This window comes from Mycobacterium colombiense CECT 3035, from assembly GCF_002105755.1.
GTDB lineage: Bacteria > Actinomycetota > Actinomycetes > Mycobacteriales > Mycobacteriaceae > Mycobacterium > Mycobacterium colombiense.
In genome coordinates this window covers 5,532,885-5,547,993 of record NZ_CP020821.1, presented here as the reverse complement: position 1 = coordinate 5,547,993, position 15,109 = coordinate 5,532,885, and the positions used below count along the sequence as shown (strand labels likewise).

At 65.7% G+C, this 15,109-nt stretch carries 14 protein-coding genes; 10 read left to right on the top strand and 4 right to left on the bottom strand.

The window, feature by feature from the left end:
* The first annotated feature begins 3 nt into the window (after window positions 1–3).
* Window positions 4–1,305: an acyl-CoA dehydrogenase family protein gene (locus B9D87_RS26290; protein ID WP_007772683.1), complete on the top strand. Its 1,302-nt coding sequence runs from the start codon at window positions 4–6 to the stop codon at window positions 1,303–1,305.
* Here the strand turns inward: B9D87_RS26290 and B9D87_RS26285 are convergent.
* The 4 genes from B9D87_RS26285 to B9D87_RS26270 form a co-directional block, all read right to left on the bottom strand.
* On the bottom strand, window positions 1,302–2,267 hold the full coding sequence (locus B9D87_RS26285) for a phosphotransferase family protein (RefSeq protein WP_007772685.1): 966 nt from the start codon (window positions 2,265–2,267) through the stop codon (window positions 1,302–1,304). The two genes, B9D87_RS26290 and B9D87_RS26285, sit on opposite strands and share 4 nt — an antisense overlap.
* Entirely contained in the window at window positions 2,264–3,070 is an 807-nt protein-coding gene (locus B9D87_RS26280; RefSeq protein WP_040630834.1) for an SDR family NAD(P)-dependent oxidoreductase, read from the bottom strand. The genes B9D87_RS26285 and B9D87_RS26280 overlap by 4 nt, the downstream gene beginning before the upstream one ends.
* An 84-nt stretch (window positions 3,071–3,154) precedes the next feature.
* On the bottom strand, window positions 3,155–3,580 hold the full coding sequence (locus tag B9D87_RS26275; RefSeq protein ID WP_040630836.1) for a DoxX family protein: 426 nt from the start codon (window positions 3,578–3,580) through the stop codon (window positions 3,155–3,157).
* Window positions 3,580–4,503, bottom strand: a complete 924-nt coding sequence (locus B9D87_RS26270; RefSeq protein ID WP_007772689.1) for an alpha/beta hydrolase — start codon at window positions 4,501–4,503, stop codon at window positions 3,580–3,582. The genes B9D87_RS26275 and B9D87_RS26270 overlap by 1 nt, the downstream gene beginning before the upstream one ends.
* A 68-nt stretch (window positions 4,504–4,571) precedes the next feature.
* On the opposite strand from B9D87_RS26270, the gene B9D87_RS26265 reads away from it, so the two are divergent.
* The 9 genes from B9D87_RS26265 (at window position 4,572) to B9D87_RS26230 (ending at window position 15,092) form a co-directional block, all read left to right on the top strand.
* Window positions 4,572–4,895, top strand: coding sequence for a DMT family transporter (locus B9D87_RS26265; protein ID WP_007772690.1), 324 nt, complete (start codon window positions 4,572–4,574; stop codon window positions 4,893–4,895).
* Between the two features lie 60 nt (window positions 4,896–4,955).
* Window positions 4,956–5,891, top strand: a complete 936-nt coding sequence (locus tag B9D87_RS26260; protein WP_007772691.1) for an SAM-dependent methyltransferase — start codon at window positions 4,956–4,958, stop codon at window positions 5,889–5,891.
* Window positions 5,892–6,132: 241 nt separating this feature from the next.
* Entirely contained in the window at window positions 6,133–8,580 is a 2,448-nt protein-coding gene (locus B9D87_RS26255) for a glycogen/starch/alpha-glucan phosphorylase (protein WP_052002546.1), read from the top strand.
* A 125-nt stretch (window positions 8,581–8,705) separates the two neighbouring features.
* On the top strand, window positions 8,706–10,148 hold the full coding sequence (locus tag B9D87_RS26250) for a hypothetical protein (RefSeq protein ID WP_007772694.1): 1,443 nt from the start codon (window positions 8,706–8,708) through the stop codon (window positions 10,146–10,148).
* 37 nt (window positions 10,149–10,185) lie between these two features.
* Window positions 10,186–10,359 carry a hypothetical protein gene (locus tag B9D87_RS27165; protein ID WP_007772696.1) on the top strand — a complete coding sequence of 58 codons (174 nt, stop codon included), beginning with the start codon at window positions 10,186–10,188 and terminating at the stop codon, window positions 10,357–10,359.
* A gap of 80 nt (window positions 10,360–10,439) precedes the next feature.
* A complete protein-coding gene (locus tag B9D87_RS26245; RefSeq protein ID WP_007772698.1) occupies window positions 10,440–10,865 on the top strand; it encodes a hypothetical protein in 426 nt (141 codons plus the stop codon).
* A 161-nt stretch (window positions 10,866–11,026) separates the two neighbouring features.
* Window positions 11,027–11,425 (top strand): MmpS family transport accessory protein, encoded by a 399-nt coding sequence (locus B9D87_RS26240; RefSeq protein WP_040630838.1) that lies wholly within the window; start codon window positions 11,027–11,029, stop codon window positions 11,423–11,425.
* Window positions 11,422–14,247 carry an MMPL/RND family transporter gene (locus tag B9D87_RS26235; protein WP_040630841.1) on the top strand — a complete coding sequence of 942 codons (2,826 nt, stop codon included), beginning with the start codon at window positions 11,422–11,424 and terminating at the stop codon, window positions 14,245–14,247. Before B9D87_RS26240 ends, B9D87_RS26235 begins: the two co-directional genes overlap by 4 nt.
* Window positions 14,248–14,264: 17 nt before the next feature.
* Window positions 14,265–15,092 carry a mycofactocin-coupled SDR family oxidoreductase gene (locus B9D87_RS26230; RefSeq protein ID WP_007772703.1) on the top strand — a complete coding sequence of 276 codons (828 nt, stop codon included), beginning with the start codon at window positions 14,265–14,267 and terminating at the stop codon, window positions 15,090–15,092.
* Window positions 15,093–15,109 lie beyond the last annotated feature (17 nt).

Below are 15,109 nucleotides of genomic sequence, written 5' to 3'. Positions count from 1 at the left end.
CAGATGTCGTGGGACTTCTCCACCGACCCGGAGTGGGCAGAACAGCTGGAGTGGGTCGAAGGCTTCGTGCGCGAGGAGTGCGAGCCGATCGATCTGATTGTCAAGGAGTCCCACGACCTCAACGACCCGGTGCGCCAAGCGCTGATCCCGCCGCTGCAGGAGATCGTGAAAAACCGCGGGCTGTGGGCGACCCACCTCGGCCCGCACCTGGGCGGCCCGGGCTACGGACAGGTGAAGCTGGCGCTGCTCAACGAGATCCTGGGCCGCTCGGAGTGCGCGCCGATCGTCTTCGGCTCGCAGGCGCCCGATTCGGGCAACAGCGAGATCCTGGCGCACTACGGCACGCCCGAGCTCAAGGAGCGCTACCTCAAGCCGCTGCTGGACAACCGCATCATCTCGTGCTTCTCGATGACCGAGCCGCAGGGCGGCGCCGACCCGAAGGTGTTTCGCACCACCGCGGTGGCGGACGGCGACCACTGGATCATCAACGGGGAGAAGTGGTTTTCGTCGTTCGCCTCGATGGCGTCATTCATCATCGTGATGGCGATGACCGATCCCGATGCGCCGCCGTATGAGCGCTACTCGATGTTCGTCGTCCCCGGCGACACCCCCGGGATCAACGTGCTGCGCGACGTCGGGCTGGGTTACCAGCCGACCGGCGGTGGCCGCGAGGGCTATGTCCGCTACGAAAACGTCCGCGTGCCGGCCGATCACATGTTGGGCCCACGCGGCGGGGCGTTCGTGGTCGCGCAGACTCGCCTGGGCGGCGGGCGGATTCACCACGCGATGCGCACGGTGGGCTTGGTCCGCCGGATCTACGACATGATCTGCGAGCGGGCGGTGTCGCGGTACACCCAGGGCGAGGCGCTGGCCAACAAGCAGCTCGTGCAGGAGATGATCGCCGACTCGTGGATGGAGATCGAGGCGTTCCGGCTACTGACCCTGCAAACGGCTTGGAAAATCGACCAATTCAACGACTACAAGGCCGTGCGGGCCGACATCTCGGCGGTGAAGGCGATGATGCAGAAGGTCCTGCACGACGTGTCGTCGCGGGCGCTTCAGGTGCACGGGTCGCTGGGCACCACCCACGAGATGCCGTTCGTGCAGTACCTGGTCGAGTCGTTCGTGCTCGGGCTGGCCGATGGTCCGACCGAAGTGCACAAGGTCACGCTGGCCAGGCTGTTGCTCAAAGACCGTGAACCCGCGCCCGATCTGTTTCCCTCCGAACATCTGCTGCGATTGCGCGCGGCCGCCGAGTCCAAGTTCGCCGACAAGCTGGCGGGCATCCCCCGTACCCGACGCTAAGCCAGCGCGGACCCGGCGCGGTCGAGCAGTCTCGGCAAAACCCCTGCCATGGCTTCCCATTCGGCTCGCGGGGCGGCTCGCCGGCGATTGTGTTTGACGATCAGCGACCAGGTCGCCGCCGACTTGAAACATGCCAGCGCGGTGAACCAATCCAAATCGCTTATGTCGCAACCTAACTCGCAACGATACAGGTCGGCAAGCTCGGCGATCGGCGGCACCGCGCCGTCGGCCGCGGCAACCCGCCGGTATGTGCCGGGATCGCAGTTGATCAAGAACCAGCCCGCGTCGGTGCGCGGGTCGCCTATCGACCAGATCTCCCAGTCGATGACGGCGTTGACGCGCGATCCGGCCGCGAGCAGGTTGCCCAGCCGGAAGTCGCCGTGCACCACGCGGGGCGCCATCGCGCTCGGCGCGCATTCCAGCAGCGCGTCGCGGACTCTCGGCCAGTCGGGCACCAGGGCCGGGTCGACCGTCGCCAGCGTGGCCGACCACCGGTGGACCTCGGCGACCGGATCGACCACCGGCTCGTCGCCCAGCCCGAGGTCCGTCGGCGCCAGCCCGTGCAGCGCCGCCATGACGCGGCACGCATTGCGGTACCGATCGCCGAGATCGCGAAGGGGTCCGCAATCGTCGAATAACGGCTCCACACACTCGCCTTCGACATGCGTCATCACGTATAGCGGCGGCGTGCCGGGCGGATCGCCCGCGTCCTCCCACAGCACCTCGGGCACCGGAACATCGGTCGCGCCAAGGGCTTTGATGATGCGGGCCTGGCGCAGCACGTCGCGATGCGCGACCGGTTCGACCCCGGGCGGGGCGACCTTGACCACGACGCGTCGGCCGTCCATGGTGCCCGCGAAGGTCAGACTGGAGGCTCCCCCGGTCAGCGGGACGACATCGGCGACGCCGGCGGGGTCGAGTCGAAGGCGCAGCTCGGCGGGGTCGAGCTCGGCTCTGCTCATCCGGTCGGCGGGCCGGTCCTCGTCCAGCCGGCCTCGGCGAGGAAAGGCTGGGTGTGTGCGATGCGCCCGGTTAGCGTCTTCGGATCGCCCGTGCACAACCGGAACGCCGTCTCGGTGATCAGCGCGATGTCCTCGGTGTCGGTCTTGGCCAGATCGAGGGTGCCTGCGCCGGGGGTGGCCACCGGGTTGGACGGGGCGGCGGCGTTGACCGCGATGCCGTCGTCATAGAGTTCGGCCGCAAGGCTTTTCGTCAACCGATTGAGCGCGGCCTTGGCCGTGCCGTAGATGCCGAAGCCGGCGGTCCGGTCGAACTCCGAGAACGGCGGCCCGGGCGGCAGGTCACCGCCCACCGAGGTCAGGTTCAAGATCCAGCCGCGTCCACGCTCGCGCATCGCGGGTATCGCCAGCTGACACAGGTGCAGCGGCCCGAGCACATGCATCTCCATCATCAGCCGGGCGCGGCGCTCGGGAAACCCGTCGAGGGGCCGCAGGAACGTCACCGCGGCGTTGTTGACCAGGATGTCGGGCGCTCCCACGGCGCCAGTCACCTCGGCGAAAAGCCGCTCGCGGTCCTCGGATTGGGACAGGTCGGCTTGAACCGCTATGGCCTTCCCGCCCGCGGCGACGATCTCGTCGCGCGTCTGGCTCAGCGACCCCTGGTACTTCGGATCGGGGTCCATCGTGCGGGCGGTCAACGCCACCGTCGCGCCCTCCGAAGCCAGCCGCGCGGCGATCGCCCTGCCCAGGCCCCGGCTGCTACCGGTGACGAGAGCAACCATCCCGTCGCAGCTTTGTGCGCTCATCGTCAACCTCTCCGAACCCGCCCGTCACTTGGAAACGGCTTCTCCGCATCAGAGAATGCCATTATCACGGGTCGAGGGGAAGCCTCAGCGGGACGCCTTTCGGCGTAGCGCATCGAGCGAGTAGGCGCCGCCGCCGGAGAAGACCAGCAGGAAGAACGCGAAACAGAACAGGATCGCCAGAGCCCCGCCATTGCCTGCGGGCGGATCGCCGACGGGCCACAGCGCCTTGGGTTGATGAATCGAGAAGTAGGCGACCGCCATCTCCCCCGAGGCGACGAACGCGACGGCGCGGGTGAACAACCCGCCGGCGATGAGCAGGCCCGCGACGATTTCGATCAGCCCGGCATACCACTCCGGTGAAACGCCGAACCCGATATGAACGGGCGAGCGGACGGGCCAGTCGAAGAGGCTTCTCGACCCGTACGCGGCGAAGAGCACACCGTAGACGCAGCGAAACAGGCCGAGCACGGCAGGGGCGTAGCGGGCCAGTCTCTGATCGAGCCCATTCATCACGCCGGCAAGGTTACGGTGGCGGCCCAGGCGAGCAGGCGCCGCCACAGCCGATGCCGGCTCGACGCCATGTTGTGACAGTGTGCGCTGTCGGCCAACACGATCGTGGTGATGTCGGGGCTGCTCCGGTAGAGGCCGGCCTCGGCGCGCGGATCCGGCGAGACGTCGACCACGCCATAGCCGACGAGCACCGGGACGTCGATCCGCGCCGCGTGCTCGGCGACGACGCCGGGGATCATCGCCGTGCCGAACACGCGGGGCACCACCGACTTGGCGGTGACGGAGTCGGCGGCGACGACGGCGGCGGGCACGTCGGCGAGGTGGAACCAGCTCTGCAGGTGCTCGCGTGGCCCTTCGAAATACGGCTGGGGAAGGGCGGCCAGGATTTCGGCGGCCAGCTCGGTGCGGCCTGCCGGGGTGGCGCAGCGCGCGATGACCGCCGCATCGAGGTTCAGTGGCGCGACGTGCTGATTGGTGCAGCCCAGCACCGCCAGCCCGGCGTAACCGGGAAACAGCGCTTGCGCAGTGATGGCCAGGTATCCGCCCAGCGAATGCGCCACGGCGACGGGCGGCGCGTGGATGCCGATCGTGTCCGGCAACGCGGAGACGGCGCACGCCAGTGTCGCGGCGATCTCGCTGAACCCGAAATCGCTTGCGGGCCGCGAGCTTTCGCCGGTGCCCAGGGGATCGATCGTCACGACGGGGTAGCCGTTCTCGGTGGCGAAGGCGGCGAAGCTGTACCCGTGGTGGCCGGGAATGGCGAGGTCCCAGTATCCGCGGCTGTAGGTGCCGCCCGGCAGGCAAACCAGCACCGCGGGGGCCTGCTCGTCGCCGCGGGCGGGATAGTACGTGGCGGCCAGCGCCGCGCGCTCCCCGATCGCCTCGCTGACATCGAACTTCATGGGCTGCCCGGCAAACGTCATACGGCGCAATCCTTCCACGACATGTCCTGTACACACGTACGTGTATGTCCGCACGGCAAGGAGGCGTTGTGACCTATCTCTTTCTCCTCGGCGCCATCTTCGCCGAGGTGATAGCGACCAGCCTGCTCAAGAGCACCGACGGCTTCAGCCGACTGTGGCCGACCGTGGTGTGCCTGATCGGCTACGCCGTCTCCTTCGCGCTGCTGGCGGTTTCGATCTCGCGCGGCATGCAGACCGACGTCGCCTACGCGTTGTGGTCCGCGATCGGTACCGCCCTGATCGTGCTGATCGCCGTGCTGTTCCTGGGCTCGTCGATATCGCTGACGAAGGTTCTCGGCGTCGGGCTGATCATCGCCGGGGTGGTCACGCTGAATCTGACCGGCGCGCACTGACCGGGGCGCGATCACCCCGCAGCGGTTGTACTGTATCCAGTCGACTTTGGGAGGTTCACGATGACGGTACCCAACGACGACACCTGGGGTCCGGCCACCAATGTGGGAGCCACGGCCACGATGGCGGCTGCGGCAAGGGCCATCGCCACCAGGGACGAGGTCATCAACGATCCATTCGCCGAGCCGTTGGTGCGGGCGGTCGGTGTGAAGTTTCTGACCCGCTGGGCTACCGGTGAGCTGGTCGCCTCGGATGTCGACGTCGAGGGCAGCCCATGGGGCCTGGCGCAGATGCCCGCATCGATTGCGGCCCGCACGCGGTACTTCGATGAGTTCTGCGCCGATGCCGCGGCGGCGGGCATCCGCCAAGCCGTCATCCTCGCCTCGGGCCTCGACGCCCGCGCCTATCGGCTCGACTGGCCGACAGGAATGAAGGTGTTCGAGGTCGATCAACCGGCCATCATCGAGTTCAAAACCACGACGCTGTCGCGGCTCGGTGCCGAACCGAAAGTCGACTTGTGCACGGTCGCGATCGACCTGCGCGACGACTGGTCGACGGCGCTGGCGACGGCGGGTTTGGACAGCAGCAAACCCACGGCGTGGATCGCCGAAGGTCTGTTCGGCTATCTGGCACCCGAGGCCCAGGACGGGCTGCTCGATGAGATCACCGCGCTCAGCGCGCCGGGCAGCCGACTCGGGAGTGAGGCCGTGCCGAATACCGCCGACATGGACCCCGACGCAGCACGCGAACGCATGCGCGAAGCGACGGCCAAGTGGCGCGACCACGGCTTCGAACTCGACTTCGACGTGATCGGGTTTGAGGGTGAGCGCCAAGATGTCGGCGCGTACCTGGAGGCGCACGGCTGGACGTCGGTCGCAACGCCGATGGCCGAGCTGCTTGCCGGCCACGGGTTGGAGGCGATCGCGCGGACCGATGACGATCGACAGACGATGAATGGCGTCACCTACTACACGTCGACGCTGGGCATAGGCCCTTAGCGTCAGCGGCGCTCCCATCCACCGGTTTGACGACTGCTCCCGTTTCGTTGCTAGCCGGTGGACTCGCGTTCACGTTTTGCGGGTCTGATGTGCAAACGTCGCTGCAAGACTGACGGCCCGCCACCCGGCACATCCCAACGGAGTAGGACAGACCATGACCGATGTCGATCAGACCCCCTCCGACGGACTCTCGCCCGGCAACCCCACCCGGGCCGACCTGGTCGAGCACTCGCGCACCGGAATGGGCGCGGCCGCTTTGCAGCGGGCGATCAACGACCACCTGCGCTACTCGATCGGGCGCCCGGCGGCGGCCCGGCGCCCCGAGCACTACTACCGCGCGCTCGCCCTGGCGGTGCGGGACCGCATGCAGGACCGCCGGGTGGCCTCGACGCAGACCTCACTCGACCTCGGGCGCAAGGTGACCTGCTATCTGTCCGCCGAATTCCTGATGGGCCCGCAACTGGGCAACAATCTGCTGAACCTCCAGATGGAGCGGGCCGCGCGCGAGGCGCTGGCGGCGATGGGCCAGAACCTCGACACAATCCTGGCCTGCGAGGAGGAGCCCGGGCTGGGCAACGGCGGCCTCGGCAGGCTCGCCGCGTGCTACCTGGACTCGCTGGCCACCCTGGAGCGCCCGGCGATCGGCTACGGCATCCGCTACGAATTCGGCATCTTCGATCAGGAAATTCACGACGGCTGGCAGGTCGAGCAGACCGACAACTGGCTGGACAACGGAAACCCTTGGGAGATCGCCAAACCCGACGTCAGCTTTCTGGTCAAGTGGGGCGGCTACGCCGAGCACTACACCGATGAGGCCGGCCACGACCGCGTCCGCTGGGTGCCCGGACGGCTGCTGAAGGGCACCGCCTACGACACACCGATCCAGGGCTACGGCGTCAACACGTGCAACGTGCTGACGTTGTGGAGCGCGCGCGCCGTCAAGTCGTTCGCGTTGGAGGCCTTCAACACCGGCGACTACTACAAGGCGGTCGAGGACGAGGTGACGTCCGAGACCGTCACCAAGGTGCTCTATCCCAACGACGAGCCCGAGGCCGGCAAGCGGCTGCGCCTGCTGCAGCAGTACTTCTTCGTGTCCTGCTCGCTGCAACACGTGCTGCACATCATGGACGACCTCGCCGACGTGTCCGTCAAGGAACTTCCGCAGCGGTTTGCCCTGCAGCTCAACGACACCCATCCCTCGATCGGGGTCGCCGAGCTGATGCGGCTGCTGGTCGACGAGCGCGAGCTGGACTGGGACGAGGCGTGGGACATCACCGTTGCGACGTTCGGCTACACCAACCACACCCTGCTGCCCGAGGCGCTCGAGACCTGGCCGCTGGACATGTTCGCCGAGTCGCTGCCCCGCCACCTGGAGATCATCTACGAGATCAACCGCCGGTTCCTCGACGAGGTGCGCGCCCGGTTCCCCGGCGACGAGGACCGCGTCGCCCGGATGTCGCTGATCGGCGAGAACGGCGGCAAGAGCGTGCGGATGGCGCACCTGGCCACCGTCGGCAGCCACGCCATCAACGGGGTCGCCGCACTGCACTCCGAACTGCTGAAAAGCAGCGTGCTCAAAGACTTTTACGAGATGTGGCCGGAGCGGTTCAGCAACAAGACCAACGGTGTGACGCCACGCCGCTTCCTCGCCCTGGCCAATCCCGGGCTTCGCGAACTGCTGGACCGCACCGTCGGTGACGGCTGGTTGACGGATCTGGGCCGCCTGCGCGGGCTCGAGCCGTTCGTCGACGACGCCGCCTTTCGGCGCGAGTGGCGTGACATCAAGCGCAACAACAAGTCCCGCCTGGCCAAATACATCCAGTCGGTTGCCGGCGTCGAACTGAACCCGGACTGGATGTTCGACGTCCAGGTCAAGCGCATCCACGAATACAAACGCCAGCACCTCAACGTCCTGCACGTCGTCGCGCTCTACCACCGGCTCAAGCAGAATCCGGGCCTGTCGATCCCGCAGCGCGCCTTCATCTTCGGTGGCAAGGCCGCTCCCGGATATTTCCTGGCCAAGCGAATCATCAAGCTGATCAACGCGGTCGGTGAAACGGTGAACGCGGACCCGGACGTGAACCGATTCCTGAAGGTGGCATTCGTGCCGAACTTCAACGTGCAGAACGCCCATATGATCTATCCGGCCGCCGATCTGTCCGAGCAGATCTCCACCGCCGGCAAGGAAGCCTCCGGCACCGGGAACATGAAGTTCATGATCAACGGGGCGCTGACCATCGGCACCCTGGACGGGGCGAACGTCGAGATGCGCGACGAGGTCGGGCCGGAGAACTTCTTCCTGTTCGGCCTGACGGAGGAGCAGGTCGAGGCGGTCAAGGCCGACGGCTATCGCCCGGCCGATTACATCGACGGCCCCCAAGCTGGAGATGGCGAGCTGCGTGCGGTGCTGGATCTCATTGCCGCCGGCACGTTTTCGCGCGGTGACACCGAGGTGTTCCGGCCCCTGGTGGACAACCTGCGCTACGACGACCCCTTCCTGGTGTGCGCCGACTACGCGTCCTACCTGGACTGCCAGGAGCGGGTCGGCGCGGCGTGGCAGGACCGGGAATCGTGGACCAAGATGTCGATCCTCAACACCGCGCGCAGCGGCAAGTTCTCGTCGGATCGCGCGATCACCGAGTACTGCGACGAGATCTGGAACGTCTGGCCGCTGACGGTCAAGATCTAGCGATGACCGGGCAGATCCGGCACGCGGTTGGCCGGCCGCCCCGGTAACCAGCGCGAGCCGGCTGCGCGGCAGAGCCGCCCGAAACGGACTAGGGTGGGCGCTCACGCAACGACCGCAGGAGAGATGTGACCTTACGCTTCCGCAGCCTCACGCTGGCTGCGTTGACCATGGTGCTGGCGCTACTGCTCGCTCCGTCCGCGTCGGCCGACAGCTACACGGATCAGCTGGTGAACAGGTTCGACGCCCAGAGGCACGTGGTGGTCGACCCGGGTGCCAGACCGCCGCTGCAGAACCCCGACAAGCTGAACGAACAGATCCTCACCAGCTCGTGGACGTGGAGTTCGGGTCCGCCGGTCTGGGTCGCGGCGGTGTCGCCCGCGCAGAGCGGCGTGACCACGCCCGACGCCGTCCACGACGCGATGCTGGCCCGCAACGCCGGATTCAGCGGGGTCATTCTGGTGATCGACTCGCGCGGCTATCACGTGCGCGCCTACAACGTGCCCAGGGTCATCGCGGACAACGTCGATCAACTCATGAATCAGTCGGCGAAAGATCATCGCAACGACCCGTACGCCGCGACCAGCGCCTTCGTCGGCAAGCTGGCGAGTGTCAGCGCGCCCCCGCGCGCTCCGGTTACCACGTCTCCCGTCGCGCACGAAAAGCACGACGACTGGGCCTGGCTGAAGGTGACGCTGGTCATCGCCGGCATCGGGATGGCCATGGCCGGCCTGCTCTGGTTCGCCGTGGGCCGAAACCGCAAGCACCGCAAGAACTCCGAGGCGCGTGAGGAGATCAAGCAGGAATTGATTGCGGCCACGTCGAGTGTCAGCGACCTCGACAACGCGGTGCTGAGCGAGAGCGGCACCGATGTCAGCGCCGAGTCATTGAAAGCCAACTCCAGCCTGTACGACGCCCGAAAGGCTTACGACAAAGGCGATTACGGCGCCGCGCGGGCGCATCTTCGGGTGGTGGAGTCCACGGTCGCCAAGGCCAACCGGAAGCTCGACCCCCGGCAACCCAGGCCCGACGTTGCCGCCGTGACCTCGGTGCCGGCCGACGAGCGCAAGCAGGCCACCGTGCGGACCAAGAACCCCGACACCGGCGAATCGGTGACGATCAACAACAACAACTACAGCACCACGGCGCAGCCGGGCTACCCGTACTACTACGGCGGTGGCTACCACAACGGGATGTTCTTCTACCCCGGCTATTACCCGTATGCGTTCTGGGGCCCGGGCTGGACGTGGGCGCTCACCGACGTGCTGCTGATGGATGCGCTGCTCGACGACCATTGGGGCGGCGGCTACGAGCGCGGCTTCGAGGCCGGCCGCGACTCCGCCTTCGCGGATGCCAACAGCTACAGCTATGACGGCGGACAGGCCGCGGGCTACGACAGCCCACCGGCCGACGTGGGATTCACCGGCGGGTACCAGGACTCCGGCGGCGCCGACGTGGGTTTTGGCGGCGGATGGGACTCCGGTGGCTGGGATTCCAGCGGCTCCGATTTCGGCGGCGGTTCGGACTTCGGCGGCGGGTCCGATTCCGGCGGTGGCGACTTCGGGTTTTGACACAACGTCGGGTAGCTCGGAAAGTTAGGTTCCTTCCATGAGTACGGACAAGATCAACCGCGCCATCCTGCTTGTCATGGTGGTGATCGGAGCGGTCGCCTACGGCCTGCTGTACAGCCACGCGTCGATCGTCTTCAAACTGCTGGTGCCGCTCGCCCTGATCGTCCTGGTGGTGTTGATCGTGCGGGATGTGGTCAAGGACCGGGACTGAAGAAAGCGCTGCGCCCGGATCGTTGGGGTAGCGTTCTTCGCGAGCCTTCGGCTGTCCCACGGCGAAGCAAGGACTGGAGAATGATTTCAAGTCTATATGGCCTGCTGACCGTGCTGGCCCTCGCGCTGGCGCTGGTGTTCGCTTCCGTCGCCGCGGTATTCATCAAACGTTTGGGTGATCGGCCGACCACCCCCGCGGGTGAAGAAGTGGGAAGCGCCAAAGCGGTTGTGACGAAAGTGCGCAAACGCCAACCGATGTCGCAGGACGAGTTGGATTATGCGAAGCAACTCCTCGCGAACCGTAGCTCGTTGCTGGCGTTGTGCATCCCGGCTGCCCTGTTCTCGCTGGGCTGCTTCTATGTGTTCGGCAGTCTGTACCACTTGCACGGTGCGACGCCGTCGGAGCGGACATTTCTGGGGCTGTTTCCCATGCTGGCGTCGGTCAACCTCACCACTCAGATCCTGCGAAGCGCCAGGTTGAAGCGGCGATTGCAGAAAATGTCTTGACGGCAACCCGAGGCGTGTTTGGCCCCATCACTGTCCCTTGAGCACACGACCGTCTACTATTTGCATTTGACCTGACGGCAGGAGCGAGGCGTGACGACGATGGGACCGGTGATCGAGTGAGCCCTCGTTCGGTCGGCCGGACCGTCTTGGCGCGAGTCTGGATGCCTTTGGTCGCCGTCGTTGTGGTCAGCGTGGGCGCGGTGGCCATGGTGAAGGTCCACGAGTTCTCCAACCCCCCGCCGGTCATCACGGTCAATGAGCCGGCAGCACCTCCGGAGTTCAGTATCAAACGGCTCACGTACGAATTGTTCGGCAACCTCGGCGAGGGCGGGATGCTCGTCTGGGTGGACATCAACGGGCATCCACATCAGGTCGACCTCACGACGTTGCCGTGGTCGCACACGGAGGCGACCACACTGACCGTGGTGTCCGGCAGCATCTCGGCACAGGTTCATGGTGGTCAGGTCGGCTGCCGGCTGCGGGTGAATGGCATTGTCCGCGCTGAACAGTCCGATGCCCATCAGGACGCTCACGTCTTTTGCCTGGTGAAATCGGCATGAGCGAGCACCAGGCGGAGCCTCGGGTGAAACGACCCTTCGTCCCCAGAATGGTCCGCATCTTCGCGATACCGATCATCGCTTTTTGGGGCCTGCTCGCCGTCTCGACAAACACCTTCATGCCGCAGGTCGAGCGGGTCGCTGAAGAGCTCGCGGGGCCGCTGGTCCCGCACTACGCGCCGTCGCAGCGGGCGTTGCTGTCGATCGGCGCGAAGTTCCACGAGTCCAATTCGACCAGCTTGGCCATGATCGTGCTCGAAGCCGACCGGCCGCTGGGCGACACGGATCATCGGTACTACGACGATCTGATACGCCGGTTCAGGCAAGACCCCAAGCATGTGCAGTATGCGATGGATCTCTGGGGGAAGCCGATCACCGCCGCAGGGGCCCAGAGCCTCGACGGCAAGTGCGCATACGTGCTGCTGCGCCTCGCGGGCGACATCGGCCAGATGCAAGCGAACGAGTCCGTTTCCGCCGTTCGGGATATCGTCGCCAAGGTCGCTCCGCCGCCCGGGCTCAAGGTCTATGTCAGCGGCGCGGCCCCGCTCGCCAAAGACACTGTCGCCATTGCGAATTCGAGCCTGAACAACATCACCATCGTGACGATCTTCCTGATCATCGCGATGTTGCTGCTGGTCTACCGCTCCATCGTCAGTCTGTTCGTGCCGTTGGCCGGAGTTCTGTTCGAGATGCTGGTCGCGAAGGGGGTTATCGCCACCCTGGGGCATCTCGGGTACATCGAGCTCTCGTCATTCGCCGTGAACATCGTCGTCGCGCTCACGCTGGGCGCGGGGACGGACTACGGCATCTTCTTGATGGGCCGCTATCACGAGGCGCGACACGATGGCGAAAGCCGCGAGCAGGCGTTTTACACCGCCTACAAGAGCGTCACTCCCGTCATTCTCGGCTCGGGGCTGACGATCGCGGGGGCGTGCTACTGCTTGACTTTCGCACGACTTAACTACTTCCACACCATGGGGCCGGCCGTTGCGATCAGCATGCTGTTCACCATCACGGCGGCGCTGACACTGGGCCCGGCCTTCTTGACCGTCGGCAGCCTCTTCGGGCTCTTCGACCCGAGAAGCAAGGCCAAGGCCCACCTGTATCGGCGGTTTGGAACGAGCGTGGTGCGGTGGCCGGTGCCGATCCTCTTCGCCAGCGCCGCTGCCGTTCTGCTCGGGGCGATCTTCGTGCCGACGTACCGGCAGAACTACGACGACCGCCAATACCAACCGCACGATTCCCCCGCCAATCTGGGTTTCCAGGCGGCCGATCGGCACTTCCCGAAGAGCAAGCTGTTCTCCGAGATGCTGATGATCGAGTCGGATCACGACTTGCGAAACTCGGCGGACTTCATCTCATTGGACCGAGCGGCCAAGGCTCTCGCACGCCTTCCCGGCGTCGCGATGGTGCAGAGCATCACCAGGCCGATGGGCCGAGCTTTGGAGCACGCGACCATCCCCTACCTGTTCACCACCCAAGGCAGCGGGAGCGGTCAACAGCTCCCGTTCACCAAGCAGCAGAACGCAAATACGAACGAGCAGGCACAGATTACGCAGCACACGGTCGCGGTCTTGCGCAAAGAGATCGGCTTCTTCCAAACGATGTCGGACGAGATGCACAAGACGGTCCTCACCATGGAGGACATGCAAAAGGTCACCGACGAGTTGAGGTCAAACCTTGCCAACCTCGAAGACTTCTTCCGGCCGATGCGCAGCTATTTCTATTGGGAGAAGCACTGTTTCGACATTCCCATCTGCTACGCATTCAGGTCGCTGTTCGAGTCGATCGACGGCCTGGACAAGATGGCCGACGACATCAAGGACGCCGTAACGTCTCTCGAGGTCATCGACAAGACCCTGCCGCAGATCATCACGCAGCTCAAACTCACGGCCGACGACTCGGACGCTTTGGCCTCTCTTCTGGTCAGCACCTATGGCCAGTCCTCTCTGCAGTCCACCCAGACCGACCAGACCTTCGACGACCAGATCAATGTGGGCCTGGACTTCGACCAATCCCGCAGCGACGACTTCTTTTACATCCCACACGAGGGGTTCGACAACGAGGATGTCAAAACCGGTATGCAGCTGCTGATGTCGCCGGACGGCAAGGCCGCCCGGCTCATCATCACCCATGAGGGGGACGCCAACGGCCCGGAAGGCGTGCAGCACGTCGAGCAGTTCCCCACCGCGATCACGGTGGCGCTCAAAGAGACATCGCTGGCCGGCTCGAAGGTTTACATCGGTGGTTCGGGATCAACCAATAAGGACATCAAGCAATACGCGGCGTCCGATCTGCTCATCGTGGCGATCGCCGCCTTCGTGCTGATCTTCTTGATCATGTTGTTCCTCACCAGAAGTCTGATGGCCGCCGTCGTCATCCCCGGCACCGTCGCCTTTTCCTACGCCGGGGCGTTCGGGCTCTCCATACTCGTCTGGCAGCACCTGATCGGCCTGCCTCTGCACTGGTTGGTATTGCCGCTAACGTTCATCATCCTGGTGGCGGTGGGGTCGGACTACAACCTACTGTTGATCCTTCGTGTCAAAGAGGAGCTGCACGCCGGAATCCACACCGGCCTGATCCGCGCGCTCGGCAGCACCGGCGGCGTGGTGACGTCCGCGGGTTTGGTGTTCGCGTTCACCATGCTGGCGATGCTGACCAGCGATCTGCGCACCGTCGGTCAGGTGGGATCGACGGTGTGCATCGGCCTGCTGCTCGACACGATGATCGTGCGTTCGTTCGTCGTGCCGTGCATACTGCGAATCCTCGGGCCGTGGTTCTGGTGGCCCACGCTGGTGCGTACCCGCCCGCTCCCGCAGCGTTGACGAAAGGCCCAGACCGCATGAGCGACAACGACAAACCCCTGGCCGGCCGGGTCGCGTTCGTCACCGGCGCCGCACGCGGGCAGGGCCGTTCGCATTGCGTGCGGCTGGCCCGGGCCGGGGCCGACGTCGTCGCCATCGACGCCTGCGGCCCGGTCGCGGCGAACAACGGATACCCGGCATCGACGCCGGAGGACCTGGCCGAAACGACGAGCCTGGTGGAAAGCGAAGGCCGCAAGATGCTGGCCGCACAGGTCGATGTCCGCGACGCGGCGGGGCAACAGCGGATCGTCGACGAGGCGATCGCCCAGTTCGGCCGCCTCGACATCGTCGTCGCCAACGCCGGCGTGCTGAATTGGGGCCGCCTGTGGGAGATTTCGACTCAGCAATGGCAGGACGTCCTCGACACCAATCTGACCGGCGTCTGGAACACCATCAAAGCCACTGTGCCCGCGATGATCCGGGCGGGCAACGGCGGCTCGATCATCACCATCAGCTCGGCCGCGGGCGTGAAGGCCGTGCCGGGCTGCGGTCACTACTGCGCCAGCAAGTTCGGTGTGGTCGGCCTGACGAACTCACTGGCGGTCGAACTCGGCGGCTACGGCATCCGGGTGAACTCGGTGCACCCGTACGGCACCGACACGCCGATGGGCAACGACCCCTCGATGTGGCAGTTGTTCGCCGACAACCAGACCTACATTCACAGCTTCTCCCCCGGCGCCTTGCCCACCGACTCGCTCGCCGACCCGAACCTGGTGTCCGACATCGTTGTCTGGCTCGCCGGCGACGCGTCCTCACTCGTGACGGCCGCGCAAATTCCCGCCGACAAGGGCTACCTGAAGATCTGATGAGAGCGTGGCCGGGC